Annotated in this window: 22 protein-coding genes and 1 riboswitch; of the genes, 16 read left to right on the forward strand and 6 right to left on the reverse strand. The window is 44.4% G+C overall.

What is annotated here, in order from left to right; translation table 11 throughout:
- Positions 1-44: 44 nt before the first annotated feature.
- Positions 45-1,529, reverse strand: a complete 1,485-nt coding sequence (locus tag C1712_RS09270) for a Na+/H+ antiporter NhaC family protein (RefSeq protein ID WP_102268674.1) — start codon at positions 1,527-1,529, stop codon at positions 45-47.
- Between the two features lie 58 nt (positions 1,530-1,587).
- Positions 1,588-1,759, reverse strand: a riboswitch (Lysine riboswitch).
- A 64-nt stretch (positions 1,760-1,823) separates the two neighbouring features.
- The gene (locus C1712_RS09275; protein WP_102268676.1) at positions 1,824-2,693 is read right to left on the reverse strand and encodes a patatin-like phospholipase family protein; all 870 of its coding nucleotides are present in this window, start codon (positions 2,691-2,693) and stop codon (positions 1,824-1,826) included.
- A 119-nt stretch (positions 2,694-2,812) separates the two neighbouring features.
- Here C1712_RS09275 and murB point away from each other — a divergent pair, with 119 nt between their 5' ends.
- The 12 genes from murB to C1712_RS09335 all read left to right on the forward strand — a co-directional run bounded on the left by murB (position 2,813) and on the right by C1712_RS09335 (position 14,686).
- Positions 2,813-3,736 (forward strand): UDP-N-acetylmuramate dehydrogenase, encoded by a 924-nt coding sequence (murB, locus tag C1712_RS09280; RefSeq protein WP_102268678.1) that lies wholly within the window; start codon positions 2,813-2,815, stop codon positions 3,734-3,736.
- 95 nt (positions 3,737-3,831) lie between these two features.
- Entirely contained in the window at positions 3,832-4,155 is a 324-nt protein-coding gene (locus C1712_RS09285) for a cyclic-di-AMP receptor (protein ID WP_102268680.1), read from the forward strand.
- Between the two features lie 74 nt (positions 4,156-4,229).
- Positions 4,230-4,718 (forward strand): YbaK/EbsC family protein, encoded by a 489-nt coding sequence (locus tag C1712_RS09290; protein ID WP_102268682.1) that lies wholly within the window; start codon positions 4,230-4,232, stop codon positions 4,716-4,718.
- A gap of 119 nt (positions 4,719-4,837) precedes the next feature.
- Complete coding sequence (gene rpmE, locus C1712_RS09295) at positions 4,838-5,047, forward strand: 50S ribosomal protein L31 (RefSeq protein WP_102268685.1); 210 nt, start codon at positions 4,838-4,840, stop codon at positions 5,045-5,047.
- A gap of 172 nt (positions 5,048-5,219) precedes the next feature.
- A complete protein-coding gene (locus C1712_RS09300) occupies positions 5,220-5,840 on the forward strand; it encodes a thymidine kinase (RefSeq protein ID WP_102268686.1) in 621 nt (206 codons plus the stop codon).
- Positions 5,837-6,913, forward strand: coding sequence for a peptide chain release factor 1 (prfA, locus tag C1712_RS09305; protein ID WP_102268688.1), 1,077 nt, complete (start codon positions 5,837-5,839; stop codon positions 6,911-6,913). Before C1712_RS09300 ends, prfA begins: the two co-directional genes overlap by 4 nt.
- Positions 6,913-7,773: a peptide chain release factor N(5)-glutamine methyltransferase gene (gene prmC / locus C1712_RS09310; RefSeq protein ID WP_102268689.1), complete on the forward strand. Its 861-nt coding sequence runs from the start codon at positions 6,913-6,915 to the stop codon at positions 7,771-7,773. Before prfA ends, prmC begins: the two co-directional genes overlap by 1 nt.
- A gap of 324 nt (positions 7,774-8,097) precedes the next feature.
- A complete protein-coding gene (locus C1712_RS09315; protein ID WP_102268691.1) occupies positions 8,098-10,680 on the forward strand; it encodes a cation-translocating P-type ATPase in 2,583 nt (860 codons plus the stop codon).
- A gap of 317 nt (positions 10,681-10,997) precedes the next feature.
- Positions 10,998-11,333 carry a zinc ribbon domain-containing protein gene (locus tag C1712_RS09320; RefSeq protein ID WP_102268693.1) on the forward strand — a complete coding sequence of 112 codons (336 nt, stop codon included), beginning with the start codon at positions 10,998-11,000 and terminating at the stop codon, positions 11,331-11,333.
- Entirely contained in the window at positions 11,330-11,524 is a 195-nt protein-coding gene (locus C1712_RS09325) for a hypothetical protein (RefSeq protein WP_102268694.1), read from the forward strand. Before C1712_RS09320 ends, C1712_RS09325 begins: the two co-directional genes overlap by 4 nt.
- A gap of 16 nt (positions 11,525-11,540) precedes the next feature.
- Positions 11,541-13,412, forward strand: a complete 1,872-nt coding sequence (gene mnmG / locus C1712_RS09330; protein WP_102268696.1) for a tRNA uridine-5-carboxymethylaminomethyl(34) synthesis enzyme MnmG — start codon at positions 11,541-11,543, stop codon at positions 13,410-13,412.
- A gap of 155 nt (positions 13,413-13,567) precedes the next feature.
- On the forward strand, positions 13,568-14,686 hold the full coding sequence (locus tag C1712_RS09335; protein ID WP_102268698.1) for an alanine--tRNA ligase: 1,119 nt from the start codon (positions 13,568-13,570) through the stop codon (positions 14,684-14,686).
- A gap of 167 nt (positions 14,687-14,853) precedes the next feature.
- Here C1712_RS09335 and nagA read toward each other — a convergent pair whose 3' ends face one another.
- The 4 genes from nagA to C1712_RS09355 are packed head-to-tail and all read right to left on the reverse strand — an operon-like array spanning position 14,854 to position 18,109.
- Positions 14,854-15,984: an N-acetylglucosamine-6-phosphate deacetylase gene (gene nagA, locus C1712_RS09340; protein ID WP_102268699.1), complete on the reverse strand. Its 1,131-nt coding sequence runs from the start codon at positions 15,982-15,984 to the stop codon at positions 14,854-14,856.
- 21 nt (positions 15,985-16,005) lie between these two features.
- Entirely contained in the window at positions 16,006-16,479 is a 474-nt protein-coding gene (locus C1712_RS09345) for a PTS sugar transporter subunit IIB (RefSeq protein WP_102268701.1), read from the reverse strand.
- Between the two features lie 27 nt (positions 16,480-16,506).
- Positions 16,507-17,334 carry a PTS system mannose/fructose/sorbose family transporter subunit IID gene (locus C1712_RS09350; protein WP_102268703.1) on the reverse strand — a complete coding sequence of 276 codons (828 nt, stop codon included), beginning with the start codon at positions 17,332-17,334 and terminating at the stop codon, positions 16,507-16,509.
- Entirely contained in the window at positions 17,324-18,109 is a 786-nt protein-coding gene (locus tag C1712_RS09355; RefSeq protein ID WP_102268705.1) for a PTS mannose/fructose/sorbose/N-acetylgalactosamine transporter subunit IIC, read from the reverse strand. Before C1712_RS09355 ends, C1712_RS09350 begins: the two co-directional genes overlap by 11 nt.
- Before the next feature lie 270 nt (positions 18,110-18,379).
- Between C1712_RS09355 and C1712_RS09360 the strand changes: the two genes are divergently transcribed.
- The 4 genes from C1712_RS09360 (at position 18,380) to C1712_RS09375 (ending at position 22,436) form a co-directional block, all read left to right on the forward strand.
- Positions 18,380-19,114: a GntR family transcriptional regulator gene (locus C1712_RS09360; RefSeq protein ID WP_102268707.1), complete on the forward strand. Its 735-nt coding sequence runs from the start codon at positions 18,380-18,382 to the stop codon at positions 19,112-19,114.
- Positions 19,115-19,461: 347 nt separating this feature from the next.
- On the forward strand, positions 19,462-19,995 hold the full coding sequence (locus C1712_RS09365) for a helix-turn-helix domain-containing protein (protein WP_102268708.1): 534 nt from the start codon (positions 19,462-19,464) through the stop codon (positions 19,993-19,995).
- A gap of 20 nt (positions 19,996-20,015) precedes the next feature.
- Positions 20,016-21,599: an ABC transporter ATP-binding protein gene (locus tag C1712_RS09370; protein WP_102268709.1), complete on the forward strand. Its 1,584-nt coding sequence runs from the start codon at positions 20,016-20,018 to the stop codon at positions 21,597-21,599.
- The gene (locus C1712_RS09375) at positions 21,600-22,436 is read left to right on the forward strand and encodes an ABC transporter permease (RefSeq protein ID WP_102268710.1); all 837 of its coding nucleotides are present in this window, start codon (positions 21,600-21,602) and stop codon (positions 22,434-22,436) included.
- The last annotated feature ends 1 nt before the right edge of the window (position 22,437 follow it).

Raw genomic sequence — 22,437 nt, forward strand, 5'->3', positions numbered from 1 at the left:
CACTGGGAAAGACATCGTTTTCAATGATAAAGCGTGAATGGCACTTATCCTTTTTTTGCGAGCAGTACCTTCAAAGCGAAAGAGCTTGCAAAGAAGATCACTGCCGTTAAAAGAAGCGATAAGAGCATGCTTTCGGTTATGCCTGCAATCAAATAGCCGATACAGGAGATCACTGCCACAAAGCAGGCGAGCGGCAGCTGGGTCATGACATGATCGATATGATGACATTTTGCCCCTGCTGAGGATAAGATCGTCGTATCTGAGATCGGCGAGCAGTGGTCGCCATAAACCGAACCGGCCAAAACAGCGCCTAGGCAGATGGTGAAGATCTGTGGATCAAGTGTCATGGCCATCTGTGCACCGATTGGCAGCATCACACCGAAAGTACCCCAGCTGGTACCGGTTGCCAGCGCCATAAAGCAGGAAATGACGAACAGCACGGCCGGCAGATAAGCGCTGTTAAAATCCATTGAGGCAAACAGGCCCGATAAATAAGTGCCGGTGCCTACCGCGGAGATGAGTTCGATCAGTGCCCATGCGAAGCATAAGATCAAACAAGCGCCGGTCATGGAACGGATGCCTTCCCAGAATGGTTTGACATAAACACGATGTCCGGCACGATGATAGCGGAACAGGGCAAACGCGATTGCAATGATCGCACCGACCAACAGGGACAGATACGTATCCGTATTTTCTAAGATCGCCATAAAATCAAGCGCTCTGGCTGCCTGCCATCCGGTCAAAAACATCATCGACAAAGTAACAATGATCAAAACGCCGATCGGTACAAGCAAATCTGATGCTTTTCCTGTTTCCGTTTGGACTTCTTCCTCTATTTCGGCAACTTCCCGATATTTCATCTTACCGGGATTGATGTTCCAGAAAATCGTTACGAGCACAAATAACAAAGAGAATATGGCATAAAAGTTATAAGGAATGATCGACAGGAACCCGATGAACGGAGCCGTATCGATCTCATGCGTCGCATAGATTACACCGAGCAACCCGATGATATAAGCGCCCCAGCTTGAAATCGGTGAAATCACACATACCGGCGCACTGGTAGAATCAATGATATAAGCCAGCTTTTCCCGTGATACACGATAGCGGTCCGTAAGAGGACGAGCGATTTCTCCGACAGTCAAAGCATTGAAATAATCATCAATGAATATGATGACCCCCAGTATAAAAGCCAACAGCTGCGCACCGGCGCCGCTTTTCACATGCTTGCTTGCCCATTGTGCAAAAGCGCTCGTACCGCCCATTCTGGCAATGAAGGCGGTCAATACCCCTAATAACAGCAAAAATGCCATTAGGTACAAATTAGATACATTCCACGCCCCATCGACATAAAACAGGTGTAAAAACGACTCTAAAACCGCCTGTGCCGCCTGTATGACATTCATGTCATGAATGATCAGCGCGGAAGAAACGATCCCCAACGTAATTGATAAAATAACCTTTTTTGATAACAGCACACAGATTATGACCAAAACCGGGGGAATCAAAGAATAAATACTGCCTTCCATAAGGCCACCTCCTCCAAATAAAAAAACGATAGCCGATGCTATCGCATGATTTCAGATCGATCTCAATAGCACCATCACAGTTTCTGTGAGAGTCTGCAGCTTATTCACCTGCAGCCCAGCATATGCTTTGACGAGAAGTCATACACTTCGGCGAACAACCCTTTCAAAAAACAGTATCGGCAGTCAGCCACTGTTGCTCTACTGATCTTGCTCGCGCCTCTATTTGATTCGTTTTTTTATAGTACCAATGATACGATAATCCGATAAAGAAGTCAAACAATTCCCGAAAGGAAGTCAAGATTCACAAGAAAATCCATTCTTTTCAAGGAATTGTACCAATTTCGGATATGCTTTTTTCGCATCTTCATAACCCAACTGATAAAGATCCTGTAATTTCTGTTTGTTTTTCTCCAAACGGGAAATATTGACCGGAACCGATGGCTGAATGACAAATACACTTCCCTGCCGTTTCAGTGTTTCCAGTTCATCTAAAGTTTGATTATAACGGATATGGCGCGTCTTTAAGGCCTCATATAACTTAGGATAATCACGGTAAACACATTTGATCAGCGGCAACAGATTATTTTTGCCTTTGCGATAAGAATGATGCTGGGTAAGAACGACAATATTATGCGTATAGCCTCTTTCTTTGAAATAGGTGATCGGAATCGAATCACTGCAGCCTCCATCCATTAACAAAGTGCCATCTGCTTCCACCGGTCTTGCTAGTAACGGCAAAGAGGAAGACGCCTGCACATATTTGATATCTGCACGCATGTCTTTAGCGACATGATAATGCGGCTTACCGCTTTTGATATCTGTCGATACGATGACAAATTCTGCTTTGCGCCGATCAAAGGCCTCATAATCAAAAGGATCCAGTTCATTGGGGATCCGGTTGAACAACATATCCATGCCGAAGATCGACCCGGTCTTCAAAAAATTACGCATGCTTAAATAGTCAGGATCATCTAAATAGTTCAGATTGACCCGCAGATTGCGCTGATACTGCTTAGATAAAAAAGAAACACCATGACAGGAACCTGCCGATACACCGATCACGCCATCCACTGCAATGTTCTTTTCCAAAAAATAATCCAAGACGCCGGCAGTATAAACGCCCCGCATGCCGCCTCCTTCTAATACCAAGCCCAGTCGATTCATAACACCACTCCTTTTATTGCCCATTATATCACAAAAAACAGAGCATCAAAAAAAGAAAGAAGCAAATGACTGGGGAAATGCCGAGAAACACATATAATAAAAGCAGAGAGGAATGATTTATGAAAACGATCAAACAAGCAAAGCGGTTGTTGCGTGATGCAAAAGTGCCTTTTTCCTGTAACTGCTCTTTGAAGCCTTATACATCACTTCATATCGGCGGGAAAGCGGCGCTGCTCATCGAAGCGTATACGTTGAAACAGATAAAAGACAGTATTTTGATCGCAAAGCAATGTGCGCTTCCTTATTACATATTGGGAAATGGAAGCAATGTACTGATCGATGAGGAAGGGTATGCGGGATGTATGATCCTCTTGCGCAACTATAACCGTATCGTACAAAGAGAAGAAGAGCGGGTACGGGTACAAAGCGGGATGACCTTAAAAGCGCTATGTGATTGGTGTTTGGACCATGAATTAAGCGGGTTGGAGTTCGCATGCGGCATACCGGGAAGTGTCGGCGGCGGGGTCGTCATGAATGCGGGCGCCTATGGAGGAGAGATGAAAGATGTCGTCACCCGCGTGTGGTATCTCGATCCTCAGGGGGAAATACAGATCAAGGAGCGGGAAGCACTGGATTTTGCCTATCGGCACAGCTGCTTTTCTCATCAGGAAGGCATTATCCTGGAAGTGGAATTTCAGCTGCATAAAGGAAAGCAACAGGAGATCAAAGCGAAAATGGAGGAGCTGAATGAAAGAAGGAGATATAAACAACCGCTTGCCCATTACAGCGCCGGATCTGTTTTCAAACGTCCGCCAAACAGTTATGCGTCACTGCTGATCGCACAGGCAGGTTTGCAGGGAAAGCATGTCGGAGATGCCTGCGTTTCCACAAAACACGCCGGTTTCTTGATCAATCTGCATGAAGCGAGCGCCTATGATTTTCTGACATTGATCAAGCTGGTACAGACAGCGGTTTATGCGAAAAGCGGCATTTGGCTGGAATGTGAAATCATACAAATTACGCCAAATACCACCTTCGGCTAAAATGATAAAGAAAGGAAAAGCACTTTTCTTCATAATCTAAAAGTGGTATGATATAGAAAACAAAGGAATTGGTTTTCTTGAAAGGAGGATATATCATGAAACTGATTTTAGCCATTATGTCTAATGATGATAGTCCGGCAGTATCCAGCGCTTTAACGAAAGAGAATTATCAGGTAACGCGTCTGGCAACAACAGGAGGATTCCTGCGTGCGGGAAATACAACATTGATCGTCGGGACCGATGATGAGAAAGTAGATAAAGCAATCGAAGTGATCGGCGAATACAGCCGTCGTCGTACGGAAGTTGTGCCGAGCACTGCGTCCTATGATATCGGGCGTTATGCGTCGTTCCCTGTGGAAGTGCAGGTCGGCGGGGCAACGATCTTCGTAATTGACGTAGAGAAATTCATTAAACTTTGATCATATGAAAAAACGGGGAACTTCCCTGTTTTTCATTAAAAAAGCAGTATGGATAAAAGAAAGGAAGATAGAAAATGAGTACAAAATGTAAAGAAATCTTAGAAGAACTGGCGATTCCCTGTAACTATATTGAGGGACATGAACCGGTCTTGAATTATGAAGCGGCAGCCAGAGTAGATGAACAGTATCATTTGACCGGAAAAGAAAGCAAGTGTCTGATGATGAAGACAAAATCAGGTCAATTCGTACTGTTTGTTACGTATGAGGGCGTGCGTATGGACCGTAAATACATGAAAAACTTACTAGGCGAAAAGACTTCCGTATGCAGTGGTGAAGAACTGATGGAAGTAAGCGGTTATGCGGTAGGCTGCGCGGCGCCGTTTGCTTATCCTGATACGATGAAATATATTGTGGATAATCGCATCTTCGGATTTGAAAAGTACATTTGTTCAGCAGGGACACCGACAGAGAGCTTTGAAATGGAAACGCATTATCTGAAGGATATTTATGAAAAACTGGGCTGTGATGTTACCTATATCGACGATTATCCGGAAGAAGTATAATTTTGCGAGATTGCTATTGATTATTTAGACGAGGTTTGTTAAAATAGGATAGCACTTACTTTAGATCAGCAGTATAGGAAGTAAGATATAAGATCTAAGGCGGAAGGAGAGTATATTGTATGAAAAAAGGAATTCATCCGGAATACCATAAAGTCATCTGCAAATGTACTTCTTGTGGTGCGGAATTTGAAACTGGTTCAACAAGCAAAGAACTGCGTGTGGATACTTGTTCAAACTGCCACCCATTCTATACAGGAAGACAGCGTTTTGCGGCGGCACAGGGTAGAATTGAAAAATTCAACAAAAAATACGGACTTAACAACAAGTAGGAAACAAGAGAAAGAACTGCATGAAAGACTGCAGTTTTTTTATGGAAAGGAAACCGGCAGTGCAAAATGGGGAATTTATTTCTGAGAGTGGAAAAGATATCATGTTTTTGAACGGAATGGTTTTCTTTCAGAGGACAGTTTTGATATAATACTGTCGTTAGAGGTGAAGCGTATGTATCAGCAATATCGTGAAGGTTGGATCGAAGTCATTACCGGCTGTATGTTTGCCGGAAAGACGGAGGAATTGATCAGAAGGATCAATGTATTGGAATATGCAAAGAAAAAGATCGTGGTGTTCAAGCCGAAGATCGATGATCGTTATGATGAAAATGATGTCGTTTCTCATGCCGGGAAAAGTGTGAAAAGCTATGCGATCAGCAAGGCGCGGGAAATCTTTGATTATTTGGAAGAAGATGTGGAAGTCATAGCGATCGATGAAGTACAGTTTTTTGATGACGAGGTTGTCGATATATGCGATTACTTGGCGGATCAAGGAAAACGAGTCATGGTAGCGGGATTGGATATGGATTTTCGTGGAGAACCGTTCAGCATTATGCCAAGACTGATCACAATAGCGGAATTTGTAACGAAATTAACGGCTGTCTGTATGAAGTGCGGGGCGCCTGCGACCAGAACGCAGCGGCTTGTGAATGGACAGCCAAGTCATTACGATGATCCGATCGTACAGGTAGGAGCAAGTGAATCTTATGAAGCAAGATGCCGGCATTGCCATGAGGTGGCAGGAAAGCCGTCGGAAAAATATTGTCGGCCGATAAAGGAGGGAAAAGCATGAGTGTCATGATCGAACGTTTGGAAGGCATGGTCAATCGCTATCATGAAATCAATGAGATGATGATGTCGCCGGAGATCGTGTCTGATCCTAAGATGCTGCAGAAACTGGGAAGGGAACAGGCGGATCTTACGAATGTGGTGGAAACTTATGAAGAGTATAAAAAGTGCGTGCAGCAGTTGGAAGAAGCAAAAGCATTATTAAAAAGTGAAGAGGATAAAGAACTGCGGGAAATGGCGAAGATGGAGATCGAAGAGCTGGAACCGAAGACCGAGGAGTATTTAAGCAAGTTGGAAATTCTGCTGATCCCGAAAGATCCTAATGATTCGCATAATGCGATCGTTGAGATCCGCGGCGCTGCTGGTGGTGATGAGGGCAATATCTTTGCCGGTGATCTGTACCGCATGTATGCGAAATATGCGGAATCTTTAGGTTGGCGCATCGAGATCATTGAAATGGATGAATCGGAGGCCGGCGGCTTTGCGCTGGTATCGTTTATGGTGCATGGCGATGGCGCATATGGCAGATTGAAGTTTGAATCCGGCAGTCATCGCGTACAGCGTGTGCCGAAGACCGAATCACAGGGGCGTATTCATACGTCTACGGCAACGGTTTTGGTATCGCCGGAGATCGAAGCGGAAGACTTTGATATTGATATGAATGATCTGGAAATCGAGACGATGCGGGCGAGCGGCGCCGGTGGACAGCACATCAATAAAACGGATTCGGCGGTGCGTATCATCCATAAGCCGACGGGCATTGTCGTGAAATGTCAGGATGGTCGTTCGCAGCATGAAAACCGGGCAACTGCGCTCATGACGATTCGTTCCCGTGTTTATGAAGAACATCAGCGTAAGCTGGAAGAAGCGGCCGGTGCGGAGCGAAGAAGCAAGATCGGAACCGGTGATCGTTCGGAAAAGATCCGTACATACAATTATCCGCAAAATCGTGTAACCGATCATCGCATCGGCTATACGGTCAATCAGCTCGACCGTATCATGGAAGGCCGTATGCAGGATCTTTTGGATGCGTTGATCAGTGCCGATCAGCAGGCCAAACTGGCAGGTGAAAAATAATGACGACTTATCGCGCCTGTTTAAGAGCGGCGGAAGCGGAATTGGAACAGGCACAGTGCGGCGAACAGGCGGCGCTCATGCTGATGCTGGAGCTTTCGGAAATGGAAGCGCATAATTTATATATGGAATATGAAGAAGAAATGCCTGATTCATTGTATCAGCGCTTTCAGGAAGGGATCGGGAGATTAAAGCAAAATGAACCGTTGGGTCATATCATCGGACATGAATGGTTTTACGGTTATCAGTTCAAGGTAAGCAGCGATGTGCTGATTCCCCGTCCGGAAACAGAGGAATTGGTTGCCAATGTACTGGCGGAATATGATACGTATTTTGCCGATCAAAGCGATGAGATCTTTGTGGCGGATGTGGGGACCGGCAGTGGTGCGATCGCGATTGCCTTGCAGAAAGAGGAACCGCGCTTTCATGTTTTGGCTACCGATATCAGTAAAGAAGCGGTAGATGTCGCATATGATAATGCGATGCGCTTAGGAGCCAATGTGCAGTTTGTGATCGGCGATATGCTGGAGCCGCTCATAGAACGCAATATGAAGTTTGATATTCTCGTATCCAATCCGCCTTATATTCCGCAAGATGAGGTTTTGGAAGAAAGCGTCAAGGATTATGAGCCGCATCTCGCTTTATTTGGCGGTGAAGATGGCTTGAAGTTTTATCGTGAAATTTTCGCAAAGGCGAAAGAAGTGATGAAGGAGCGTTCTTTCATGGCATTTGAAATGGGCTGGAATCAAAAAGAAGCGATGCTTGCACTGGTAAAAGAATACTTGCCTGATGCAAGGGCAGAAGTCTTAAAGGATATGAGCGGAAAGGATCGCATGCTGTTTGTGTATTTCGGTATCAAATAGAGAAAAGAATGAAAAAAGGATCGTGAAGCAATGTGAAAGCGATCTTTTTTTGTATGATTTTATTTGAACGGGGAATCCTTTTCGTAATAAATGATCCCGTTAGATTTTACATACTTTTAACTTGGCATGTATTTACGGAAAGAAGAGAATCTGTTAGAATAAATGGCAATGAGGGAGTAGTCTCACGAAATGTGTGATGTTGCCAACATACGCGAATAGAACTCTATTCTGGGGCATCTTAAAGACAAGACTCGTTAAAAGATAGGATCTTTAGCGAACTTGTCTTTTTTGTTTGTTTCGCTAAAGAAGAAGGAGGAGGAAACGATGTATTATCGAAAACCGGCAGAGGAAGTCATCAAAGAATTCAATTCTTCTAAAGAAGGACTTACTTTAGAACAAGTGAAACAAAATCAGGAAGCATATGGAAGCAATCAATTGGCTCTGACAAAGAAAGATGGGGCATGCAAGATTTTTATCAAGCAGTTTCAAGATCTGCTCGTCATCATCTTGATCATCGCAGCGATGATTTCGGGACTGAGCGGACAGTGGGAAAGTACGGTCGTTATCGTAACCGTTATTGTCATCAATGCCATTCTCGGTACGGTGCAGACGTTAAAAGCAGAAAAATCACTGGACAGCTTAAAGAAACTGTCAATTCCCAAAGCAAAGGTCGTGCGTGAAGGCACGCTTCAGGAAATTGCTTCTTCTGCACTGACCGTCGGCGATATCGTGCAGATCGAAGCAGGCGATGTAGTAAGCGGCGATGGGCGCATCATTCAATGCGCTGCCCTTCAAGTCAATGAGAGCGCATTGACCGGTGAAGTAGAGAGCGTGCATAAAACGGTGGATGCCTTAAATAAAGAGTTAATTGTCGGTGATCAGAAAAACATGGTGTTCTCCGGCAGTCTGGTTACGAATGGAACCGGTCGATATGTGGTAACCGCTATTGGCATGCATACCGAAATCGGCAAGATCGCGTCTATGCTGAATCAGGCAAAAGAACGCAAAACTCCGTTACAGAAAAGCTTAGATGAATTCAGTGGAAAACTGTCGCTTGTGATCATACTGGTTTCGCTTGTCGTGTTAGGACTCAATCTCTTTTTAGCGAAACAGTCTTTATTAGATGCGCTGATGATCGCAGTGGCGCTTGCGGTAGCGGCAATCCCGGAAGCGCTTAGTTCGATCGTAACGATCGTTTTATCTGTGAGCACGCAAAAGATGGTAAAAGAACATGCGATCCTAAAAAACCTGAATGCTGTGGAAAGCTTAGGCTGCGTGTCGGTCATATGCAGCGATAAAACGGGAACGCTGACTCAAAATAAAATGACGCCGCAGACGATTTACTTTTATGATAACCGCATGCAGATAGAGGACTTGGATTCACAAAATCATGATCATAGCGTTTTATTGAAGTGCTGTCTGCTTTGCAACAATGCGGTCGTAAATGAAGAACAGCGAATCGGAGATCCGACAGAACTGGCGCTGATCGATCTGGTACAGACGCATACCGAACATGATTTTCGCTTTCAAAATACTGCGGTGCGCAGACAAGAGCTGCCTTTTGATTCGGAGCGCAAGCTCATGAGCGTCGCCTCTTTGCATCATATTTATACAAAAGGCGCGCCGGATGTGATAGTAGAACGCTGCGATACGATCTTGGTAAACGGTAAAAAAGAAGCGCTGACAAGCAAACAGATCGAAACGATCAAACAGGAAAACAAGCGCTGTGCGGAAAATGGCCTGCGCGTGCTGGGCTTTGCGTATCGCTCCTTTCAAAAAGAAACATTGACATTTGAAGAGGAATACCATTTGACCTTTGTCGGACTGGTATCTTTGATGGATCCACCGAGAATAGAAAGCGCGGAAGCGGTAAAGCAGTGTAAATCAGCAGGTATTAGACCGATCATGATTACCGGCGATCATGTCATTACCGCAAGAGCCATCGCCAAGCAGATCGGGATTTATGAGGATGGAGATCTATCTGTGGAAGGACGAGAACTGGAAGCGATGAGCGAGGCAGAATTGGCAGACAAACTGCCGCACATCAGCGTCTATGCACGTGTTGCACCGGAGCATAAGATACGAATCGTAGAAGCATGGCAAAAACGCGGTGATATCGTGGCGATGACCGGTGATGGTGTGAATGACGCACCGGCCTTAAAACAGAGCGATATCGGTGTTGCAATGGGGATCACCGGGACAGAAGTGTCAAAAGACGCCGCAAGCATGATCTTGACTGATGATAATTTTTCCACGATCGTCAAAGCGATCATTACCGGCAGAAATGTTTACCGTAATATCAAAAATGCGATCAATTATTTATTATCGGGAAATTTTGCGGGGATCGTATGTGTGTTTGTTTCTTCTTTGTTTTTGTTGCCGACTCCGTTTTATCCGGTGCATCTGCTGTTCATGAACTTAATTACCGATTCATTACCTGCGATTGCGATCGGTATGGAGAAAAGCCATCGTGATGTTTTGCGGGAAAAACCTCGTAAAACAGACGAATCATTGTTAAATCGCAGTACCCTTCTTCAGATCGGCTTTGAAGGAATGATCATTGCCCTTTGTACGATGGGCGCTTATCTGTATGGTTTACAAAGTGATCCTGCACGTGCTTCGACAATGGCTTTCGCGACCATCTGCTTGGCGCGCTTGCTGCACGGCTTTAACTGCCGAAGTGAAAGCCCGCTGTATCAGGCTGGTGTTTTTTCCAATCGCTTCAGTGTGGCCGCGTTTTTGATCGGCGCAGCTCTGCTTCATCTTGTTTTGTTTGTGCCGTTTTTACAGGGCATGTTTCTGATCAAGCCGTTAAGTATCTCACAGTTGGCACTTGTTGATCTGTTTGCTTTACTGGTGGTATTGATCGTGCAGCTCAGAAAAAGCATCATGTATAAACAAAGGTGATTTTGCCAAGGGCACCGCATAAAGATCACAACAGAAGTGTATTTGATTGAGGCGAATGTTTATGCTTCAAAGAGCACGGTTTCAGTAGTACAGCTGCTTTTTGGCTTGCTTAACAAGTGCGGCTATAATCTTACGTGGCAGTGTCGCCAAGACTTGGCAAGCATATTTCTTTCTTTTCAGTGGAAGTGATGTGATCCTGCTTTTCAAAAGAATTCTACAAATTTCTGTTTTCATTTACAGATTATTATTTTATAATAAGAGCCTAAGAGAAAACGATCGACTGATTCTCTTACTGAACCTGTGAAGGGGGAATTGTGATGTCAAGAAAAACAAGTTCATGGTTAAGACGTCCTTATTGGGGTGTCTGTATCGTATCTGCCATTCTTTGTGCGATGGTTGCGAGCGTGGTCCTCGTTTATTGTCGGGATCATGGTACGCTGCCGTTGATTGCGACGATCCTGACAGTCGTCTTGCTGGTGATCACTTTATTTCTGCTGGTCAGAAATCTGCGGATCGCGCGTATTCAAAAGGAAATGCAGGCAGAGCTTTATAACGATCTGAAACGAAAAGGCAGTCATAACTGTCCGAAATGCGGCAACCGTGTCGGCATGCACGATGTGTTCTGCAATCACTGCGGCACGAAATTAAGATGATCGCTGCTGTAATATTGATTTTATTATTGATCGGAATCTCGGTTTGGATCGTTTGGCGTAAACGCAGCACACACAAGGTGGATCTTTCTAAGATCAACGGTGAAGTATATGATGAGGTGTGCGCGTATTGCGGAAGCATGATGAAAGCAAACGATCGATATTGCCCAAACTGTTTGAAGGAGCGAAAGTAGAAAGGAGGATGCGGCAATGGCGGATATCATTGTGATCGGCGGCGGACATGCCGGTGTAGAAGCGGCGCTTGCCTGTGCGAGATTAAAAAAAGATACGATTCTCTATACGATGCACATTGATATGATTGCGTCTATGCCGTGTAATCCAAGCATTGGCGGTCCGGCTAAGGGAATCGTCGTAAGAGAGATCGATGCGCTTGGCGGAGAAATGGGAAAAGCCGCAGATGCGACGGCGCTTCAGTTTAAGATGCTGAATACGACCAAAGGACCGGGCGTACAGTGTCTGCGGGTACAGTCTGATAAACTGGCCTATGCGCGCTATATGCAAAAACAGGTCCTGAACCAGGAGCATCTGGAAGTAAGAGAAATGATCGTAGAGCGCATTGTGGTCGAAAACGGTGTGATCAAAGGAGTCGTTTTGGCTGATGGCAGCATGGAGCCATGTCAAGCGCTGATCATGACCAGCGGGACTTTTATGAGTGCGAAGGTGATGGTCGGACATACGGTTAAGGAAAGCGGTCCGGACGATGAACCGACAACGCCGCATTTATCGCAGTCGCTGCGTGATGCGGGCATTTCCACATTCCGCTTAAAGACCGGAACACCGGCTCGCGTCTATACCGACAGCATTGATTTTTCCAAGACCGAAGTGCAGCCGGGAACAGATGCTTTTGTATCATTTTCTTATGAAACCAAAAATATTCTCCCTTTCGCAAAACAGCAGGTTTGTTATTTGACCTATACCAATGCGAAAACACATCAGATCATTCGTGATAATCTGGAAAAGAGTGCGATGTATTCCGGATTGGTGGAAGGCGTCGGTCCGCGTTATTGCCCGTCGATCGAAGACAAACTGGTACGCTTTGCCGATAAAGAGCGGCATCAGCTGTTTTTAGAACCGGAATCGCTGGAACTGGATACGACTTACGTACAGGGCTTTTCTACTTCGATGCCGCATGATGTGCAGGAAGCGATGCTGCATTCTTTGGCGGGATTGGAGCATTGCCGGATCAAAAAATATGCGTATGCGATCGAATATGATGCGATCGACCCATTGCAGATGAAGCCTTCTTTAGAAAGCAAGGTCGTCGAAAACTTATTTACGGCGGGACAGATCAACGGTACCAGCGGCTATGAGGAAGCGGCCGGTCAGGGACTGCTTGCGGGCATCAATGCCTGTTTGAAGCTGGATGGGAAAGAACCGCTGATCTTAAGCAGAGATGAAGCGTATCTCGGTGTTTTGATCGATGATCTGGTAACCAAAGGCACCAAAGAACCTTACCGTTTATTGACTTCACGTGCGGAGTATCGCCTGCTGTTAAGGCATGATAATGCCGATGCCCGGTTAAGCGCATATGGCCATGCGATCGGTTTGATCAGTGAAGAACGCTATGACCGTTTTTGCCAAAAGCAGGAAGCGATCAAGCAGCTGCTGGAGTTATTGGAAAACGCGCGCTTTACCCCGAAATCAGAGATCAATGCTTATCTGGCAGAGCAGGGATATGAAGCGCTGAGCGAAGGGATCAGTGCCAAGGTGCTGTTAAAGCGTCCGCATCTGGATATTCGCAAAATCTTATCCTATTTGCAGGTAGAAGCAGATGAGGAAGTGATGCAGCAGGTCGCCATTGAATTAAAATATGAAGGCTATATTCAAAAGGCCAGACGTGATGCCAGACACTTAAAACAGATGGAAGCCGTAAAAATACCGGCAGGTATTGATTATGGAGCGATCGAGCATTTGTCATTGGAAGCCAGACAGAAATTAGCGCAGATCCAGCCGGTTACGATGGGACAGGCATCTCGCATTTCCGGTGTAAATCCGGCTGATATTGCAGTGCTCTCTGTCTATTTGGAAAATCAGAAACGCAAAAAGAGGAAATCAGAATAGGAAGAAGCACCCTTCATGCTATCGCACAAAAAGGGTGTTTTTTGCATGTGGTGCTGCTGATAAAAGAAATCGTCGTTAATGATCGAACCTATTTAGAAAAACAGATATCGGTGCTATAATAAAAGAAAAGAAAACGGAAAAAAGGAGAAAGGCATATGAACAATTATTATGATGATTATGAAGTATGTACCTGTACCACAAAGATCAAAGAAGAAAAGGATGGTTATTACGCCTTTGAAGATACGATCTTTTATGGGGAAAAAGGCGGCATGCTTGCAGATCAGGGGACGATCAATCAGCTGCCGGTCATTGATCTGAAGTGGGAAGGGGAAGAACTTTATCATAAAGTGGCAGGTAGTTTGTGCGATCCGATCGAAATGTGTGTCGATGAGGAAACAAGACGCATCAATACAACGGTGCAAAGTGTTTTGCATCTATTAGATGGATATTATGAAAAACAGGGCTTTTCTATTCCTACGGTCGGTGTACAGCCGGATAACCAGTGGTATGAGGTCAACAGCAAGACGATCAGCGAAGAAGATCTGAAACAGACAGAAGCTTTTATCAATGAGGTCATTCGTCAAGATATCAGTATGACGATCACCTATATGAACGGCAAAGACTATCCGGACCCGTTTTATCAAAAATTTGAAGAACTGCGGGTGGTTTCATTTGGCGATATCAATACCCAGCCATGCGGTACGCTGCATGTCAATCATATGGGACAGCTGGAAAGCTTTGTGATCTTAGATCATGAAAAGACGGCAAAAGGTACAAAGGTCTATTTCAGCGTTTATCATGCGACCAACCAGAAATTAAAGGAATGTTACCGTTTGGTAAAAGAAGCTGCCAAAGCAGCCGGTGTAAAGAAAGAAGAACTGTGCGCACGCATTGAAGAGTTAAGCAAAAGCACAAAACAGATGAAGAAAGAATTGGCTGAGGTCAAAAAGCAGCTGGTCGCTGTAAAGGTGCAGGAATTGTTGCAGAAGGAAGCGGCAGTGATCGCTTATGACGGTGAGGATGCTAACGACATCAGAACAGCGGCACAGGCAATGATGAATCAGGTTGACGGCAATAAAGTGATTTATATGACAAGCGGTGATGCGATTCATTTTGCGATCGTATCCGGAAAAAATGAAGCCCGCACGATTTTAGAAGCGATCAAGGCATCGTTTGAAGTAACCGGCGGCGGTTCTCCTAAGATCGTAACGGCAAAAGCAGAGGTAGGCAAAGATGCTTTCTTAGAAGCACTGGCAAAGATCGTATCACAGTAAGTGATAAAACAAAGATGAGCCCTCGGTCATGACGTTTTAGAATATAAAAGAAAAGAGGTCGCAGCCAAACAGATGATTTCAAGAAAATGAAATGATTCTATTCGGAGGCAACGACCTCTTTTTATGATTGCGGCAGGAGCAGTTTACCGTTTACGGGCAAAATGTTTTTATAACATCGCTTCTCCGTGCACATATGTTTGTATCACATGGTAATTTCGATCATATACGGTCAAATCGGCAATATATCCTTCTCGGATCAGTCCTTTTTCATGATCGATCCCCAGCATTCTGGCAGGATTGATCGTTACGGCGTTTACTGCTGTCACAAGTGGCAGTTTGCCTTTTTCTGTCATATCTTTGATATTTGCGATCATCGGTTTTAAGCTGCCGGCGATTTTACCATTCAATAGTCTGGCGACACCGTCATCACACACTCGGGTCAAACCGCCTTCCGCCTCATAAATACCGGGCGCCAGTCCTTTCAAACTGGTGGAATCGGTTACAGAAATCAACTTGTCTTTTCCTTTCATTGTTCCGACTAATTGCATGATTGCCGGATGAACATGAATGCCATCGCTCATCACTTCACAATATACGTCATCACAAAGCATTGCGGCGGCTGGTAAATTCGGTTCACGGCTCATCATCGGACTCATGCAGTTAAAACAGTGAATCACATTGCTTGCTCCTTCACGGATCGCCTGCATTGCTTCTTCATAGCGTACACCGCTAAATCCCATACATACTTTAATGCCTTGTTTTACACAATACTTCAATGTTTCATGTTCATGATCTTCTTCTACCGCCAAACTAATCGTACGAATGGTATTTCTGGAACAAGCGATGTATTCTTTTACCTGTTCTACTGTCGGCGCTTTTAACAAGAACTTGTTATATGTGCCGCAATACTGATGGCTCATAAACGGCGCCTGTAAAAAGGTACCGTATATTTCCGCGCCATGCGGCTTTTCATCCATTACATCCGCCACGGCAATAAGCGATTTTTTGATTTTATCTTCCGTAGTCACATTGATTCCGACCAGAAACGTGGTAACACCTTCTTTTACATAGTAATGCGCCCACTTTTTCAAAAACGCCGCATCGCCGTCGGCGGCACCTCCCCCTTGATAACCGTGCGTATGAATATCGATCAGCCCCGGAATGATGTAATGATCTCCGTAATCTATTGCCTGCTTTGTTTTCTTTCGGATGATCTGTTTGATGCGATTCCCTTCTATTTCAATAGTTGCAGGTACAAATTCCTCATTCAGCCAAACATGATTTCCTGTAATCAGCATGTTCTCACTCCTCTCTTCTTCCTATAAGTATTTCACGATATCTTCTCTTGGATCAGAAGGCACCATTTGCACAGACAGCGATACCCCCTTTTCCACGAGCATATGTAGCTGCTCTTCATCTTCCGGTGTGACACAAACTGTTTTTACCAATGTGCGTGAACGCACGGAACCGTTGAGATTGCCGATCGTTACCTCTTTCAGCGGAAATCCCTGTTCTAAAAGCCGCACTAGCGTATCAATGGTCTTTACGATGATAAAAATGCGATCTTCTCCGTATTTTTCGCTTTTTATGTTTTTTGTTGCGGTTTCCACATCTAAAATACTTAGTTTACATACTTTAGGACACGCCATCTTCAAGATACTTTTCATCAGCGTATCTTGAATGACATCATTATCGATCACCATGATCCGCGTCGCTTTTAAGGTGCCGGTCCACATCACCGCAACCTGTCCGTGAATGAGTCTTGAATCTACGCGTATGTTTACAATTTCCATGTTTTTCCTCCTGTCATGACGAATGACTTAAACCGTTAATATACCGAAGTATGACAATACTAAACTGATCGCAATGACGATATAGATCAAACGTGCCGATTTCATGCCGAACTTATCTAAAAACTGATAGCATAAGAAAGCGACGATTGCCGATCCGATGTTCGGCAGTATCGCGTCGAACAACTGTGCCTGTACGTTAAATTCAAAACCGTCAAAAGAAATGGTGCCGAACTTGACGCTTACCATTGTCGCGATCATTGCCCCGATGACCGTTAAGCCTAAGATACTGCCGCACTTTGTCAATTCTGCCAAACTTTGATTCAGGCTTTCAGTTAGTTTGGTACCTTCCCGATATCCCAAACGGCAAAACCAAGGGCGCAGTACGAACGGCACAAAGACGATCCACGCAAACCATAACAGCAGTCCGATAAAATTCCCCTGCAAACCGGTCGAAACCGCAATAGATCCGAAGATCACATCAAATACACTGGAAAATAAAGTATCGCCGATACCGGAGAATGGTCCCATCAAACTGGTTTTGACTGCTTGCGCCATCTCCAAACCGTCTTCTCCGAATTCCTCTTGGATCGCAATATCCATTCCGAAAATAATTGCGGCTAAGTTCGTTTCGCAATTAAAGAACTGTGATTCTACTTCATAGGCATGTAATCGCGCTTGTTCATCATCTTTATACAGTTTATCTAATACCGGCGCCATTGTGATCAAATAGCCTGCCGCTTCCATCTTTTCATAATTCCAAATGGTAGCAAGGAAAGTAGACCATCGCCATGTGATGCGATACAATTCTTTATTCGTGAATTTCTTTGTCAGATTTGTCTTTTGTTTATTCATCATAATTGCCTTCCTCCTCGATACTGATGCCCGTGACAAGTTTTGCCTGATTATTTTTATCCATCTGATAAACAAATAAAGCGATGGATAATCCGACCAACGCTACGGCGATGGTAGACGCATTGAAACATGCGGCAAGTACAAAGCCGATGATCAAATACTGGATATTGCCTTTTAACGGCATGTATTTTAGTAAAATGGTAAAGCCGATCGCCGGGAAAATACCGCTTGCGATGGTCAAACCGTTCAATACCCATGCCGGCATCATTTCATTTAATGTTTCGACAAGGGAAGGACCTACCACCAAACAGATGAATACCGGTATTGCTCTTGTCAAAGACCATGTCAATAAGCCGCCGGCATTTCGGATCATGATTTTCTTCAAGTCGCCGCTTGGCACTACCGCATCTACTTGATGCTGCCAAAAACTGTTGATGATACGTCCCACGACGTCTAACTGTACGGTCAGCGTTGCGACCGGGATTCCCACTAACGCGGTAACTTCCGCTATACGGCTCACATCTCCTTTACAAAGCGCTACTACGATAATGGCAGCCACTTGATAATTCGGAATAGACGCACCGCCGAAATAGTTTAATCCAAGCGCATATGACTGCATCGTTGCTCCGACGATCAATCCCAACTGCGGATCATTCATAATGACGCCCGCGATTACACCGGTAATCATCGTATTATGTACAGTCAAATGCACTGACATAAAATCAATCATGATAAGTCCGGATAAAATCGTCAATAAAATAATTTGCATTGTGGTCATGTCAATACCTCCTCTTCTGTCATTGTCTTGTTCCACAAATGATGAAATAGATCATAATATCTATCTTTTCACATTTATGGTATCATCAAGCATGATCGGTATTGATAAAAAACGAAAATTTGTATCTAATTAGTAACGTTTATTGAAATATTATTGATCAGGATGTTTTTTATATGCGTATAGAAAAGGAAATAAAATAGATGCGATTTTCAGTGTTACTTGAATCACTTCCTTTTTTCAGTATATAATGACAGCGATAAAGGAGCACACATGACAACAAAAGAAAAATACAAATACAAGATGATCGAAAACTATATCCATGAACGCATCAGAAGCGGGGCATATCCTTCTGATTCTCTGCTTCCGACGCAGCAGGCGTTTTGCGAGCAGTTTCAGGTAAGCAGAAGAACGGTAAATAAAGCGATGGAATCACTTGTAGAGAACGGGCTCGTTGAGAAAATACAGGGCAGCGGCTGTTATGTGCGTACGCCTAAATTAAGTAAGCAAAGCATCTATATGGCTTCTTTTTCGGAAGAATACACCGGGAAAGGATTCGACGTATCGACAAAACTGTTATTTTATACGGTAAAGCGCATCACTGATTTTCAAGACCGATCATTATCGAAAAAACTGGGCGTTTTGCCTAACAGTCAAGTGCATTATTTTGAACGAGTGCGTTTTGGCAATGAACGCCCTTTTGCGGTGCAGTATACTTATATTACAAAAGATATCATTCCCGAGTTACCGCTCGCTTATTTGAAAAGTTCCATTTATTCTTATATCGAACATACTTTGAGACTGACGATCGGCGATGGTTCAAGCGTATTGTCGATCATATTGCCGCCAAGCGATATCGCCTTGCTGCTAAAGATAAAGCAAAGCGAACCGGTCGTTTATATTTCGCATATATCAAGACTTCAAAACGGCGTGATCTTTGAATATTCCGATTCATATATCCGCTATGATACTTTTACTTTGCTTTACAGCAATAAAAGAGAAAAATAGCGTTTTACGCGTATTATCGAAAGAAAGAAACGGGAAGAAGCGAGTATTGTTTTTAACGGATACAGACAGCAAAGAAGAGATAAGAAATCAGCGGTTTTATAATAGCGACAAAGGCGATGGTTGAAAAACGCACTGTGATTTATAACAGATAAAGGGCATGCGCTTGTATGGGAACAGGGCGCATCCTTTTTTTATCAGTCGCGAAAAGGCGTGCTGTGTTTACTATATTAAACTTTTTATTAAAAATATTAAAAAACGGGTTGTGTTTTCATCAAAATCATGTATAATGTGTCTTGTTCAATTTATGAAAATAAAAGTTTAGTATCAAGAAACACGGAGGTGATCGGATGAACATCGGCGAAAAGCTGAAAGAGCTGCGGCTTCGCAATGGTTTGACATTGGAAGAACTGGCTGCGCGAAGCGAGCTGACAAAGGGCTTTTTATCACAGGTCGAACGTGATCTGACAAGTCCCAGCATTTCAACGCTGGAGGATCTTTTAGAGGCGCTGGGAACCAATCTGGCTGAGTTTTTCAAATCGGAAAAAGAGGAAAAGATCGTATTTTCACAACAGGACTTTTTCGTAGCGGAAAAGGATGCGTACACGATCGAATGGATCATTCCCAATGCGCAGAAAAATGAAATGGAGCCGATTCTTTTGACACTGCATCCGCATGAGCGAAGCATGCTGATGGAAAGTCATAACGGGGAAGAATTCGGTTACGTACTGAAAGGAACGCTGACCCTGGTAAAAGGCAATAAGCATTATCGCTTAAAAGCAAAGGAAACCTTTTATTTAGACGGCAAGACGAGCCATTATTTGGAAAATACCGGCAGCAGTGATGCAAAGATCCTTTGGATCACAACGCCGCCTATGTTTTGATCAATCAGGAGGAGAAGGTTATGGAAACGGAAAACAAAAAGTTAATACAGTTTCGCAATATCGTAAAAGAGTTTGACGGACAGATCGTATTAAAGGGAATCAATCTGGATATTTATGAAAATGAGTTTGTGACGCTGCTTGGACCAAGCGGGTGCGGAAAGACAACGTTGCTGCGCATTCTCGGCGGTTTTTTGGAAGCGAGTGAGGGAACGGTGATCTTTGATGGCGAAGACATCAGCACACTGCCTGCACATAAGCGGGAACTGAATACCGTATTCCAGAAATATGCGCTATTTCCGCATATGACGGTTTATGAGAATATCGCATTCGGTTTGAAGATCAAAAAGATGAGCAAGGATGTCATTGAACAAAAGGTCATGAAGATGATGAAGCTGATCGGTATGGAAGGATATGAAAACAAGAACGTAACTCTGCTTTCCGGCGGTCAGCAGCAGCGTGTGGCAATCGCCAGAGCGCTTGTCAATGAGCCGAAAGTGCTCTTGTTAGATGAACCGTTAGGCGCGCTTGATCTGAAGCTGCGCAAAGAAATGCAGTATGAATTAAAACGTATTCAGCAGGAGGTCGGCATCACCTTTATTTTCGTAACGCATGATCAGGAAGAAGCACTGACGATGTCTGATAAGATCGTCGTTATGAAAGACGGCGAAATTTGTCAGGTGGGAACGCCGCAGGATATTTACAATGAACCGGTCAATCGCTATGTTGCGAATTTTATCGGCGAAAGCAATATCATTCCCGCTGTCATGAAAGAAGACTATAAAGTGAAGTTTGATGATATTGTATTTGACTGTGTGGATCATGGCTATGGGGAAAATGAGAAAGTCGATGTCGTGATCCGTCCTGAGGACATTGACATCGTCGATGTGGAAAAAGGCAAGATGAGCGGCGAGGTGCTGAGCGTATTGTTTAAGGGCGTTCATTATGAAGTAATTGTGGAAACCGTGCCGGGAACGACCGTCAATGTAAAGATGCACGTGATCCGCAATCATGATGTTACCTCTGAAAACGGCAAGGAAAAGATCAGTGCCAATGACTTCTATGTCGATATCGAAGACGTAGCGGCATTAGACGATAAAGAAATCATCGCTCGTGCCGATGCACAGGCATGGTCGCCGGAATCAGATGAATACATCTCCATCAACAAGATCGAATATGATCTGAAAGAAGAATTGGGAGAATATCCGGTCGTATTCGCTACCGCAAACGGTACCTCGATCGAACGCAAGATCTTTGTCGTCAATCAGCGTGTCGTAAAAAATGAAAAGGCGAATGAAGCGGTCATGGCGTTTAACTTCTTTAAGACCGTTGATGAGATCAAAGAATCGGTTGCGCTGGATACAGACTTAAAGACATGGGCAAACGCACAGGGCTGGAAGCTGAGCGATGAAGACGAATCGATCGATATGAGCGTTGATTACGATTTCGATGATGAAAACATCGTAGAAGGTGTTTATAACATCTCATTCTCAACGACCGGTCGGGAGTTTAAGATTCATACGACAGATTACGTGGAAGAAGGAAAAGAGGTCGGCTTGACATTCTTCCCGGAAGATATCCATGTCATGGAGAAGATGGGTTTCTAAATGAAGCGGTTTTCTCAATTAGCAGTTCCTTATATCGTTTGGGTTGCATTGATGATCGTATTGCCGCTGGTGCTGATCCTGCTTTATGCGCTTACGGCACAAGGCAATGAGCTGATCACTTTCTCCTTTACGCTGGAACATTTCAAACGCTTTTTTACCGACCTTGATTTTCTATTGATCTTATGGCGCTCGGTCGTCATTGCCTTTAAGACGACAGTGATCTGTGTATTGCTGGGTTATCCGATTGCTTATTTCATTGCGCGAAGCAATGATCGTCTGCGCAATGTTTTGATCTTGGCAATTACACTGCCGATGTGGATCAACATGCTGGTAAGAACCTATGCATGGATCGGCTTGCTTTCTGATGGCGGCCTGCTTCAGCAGCTGCTTGCATGGATCGGATTAGGGGATGTCAAGCTGTTATATACGGAAGGAGCCGTTTTGCTTGGCATGGTATATAACTTCATTCCGTTTATGATCTTGCAGATCAATACATCATTGTCTAAAATGGACAAATCGCTGATTGAAGCAAGTGCGGATCTAGGCGCGAATAAGGTACAGACATTTTTGAAAGTGGTCCTGCCGCTTTCTTTGCCGGGCGTGGTAAGCGGAATCTCGCTGGTCTTCCTGCCGGCTGTCAGCTCGTTCTTCATTCCGAAGCTATTAGGCGGCGGACAGTACTTCCTGATCGGAAATGTCATTGAAAATCAGTTTATCACTGTTGGCGAGTGGAATTTCGGCAGTGCGATCTCGATGATCATGGCAGTGGTCATGATGTTCAGCATTTATGTGATTCGCAAGCTGGAAGAACGAAGCGCTGGAAAGGGGGATAAATAAG

Origin of the sequence: Massilicoli timonensis (genome assembly GCF_900199515.1) — a bacterium.
GTDB classification, from domain to species: Bacteria; Bacillota_I; Bacilli_A; order Erysipelotrichales; family Erysipelotrichaceae; genus Massilicoli; species Massilicoli timonensis.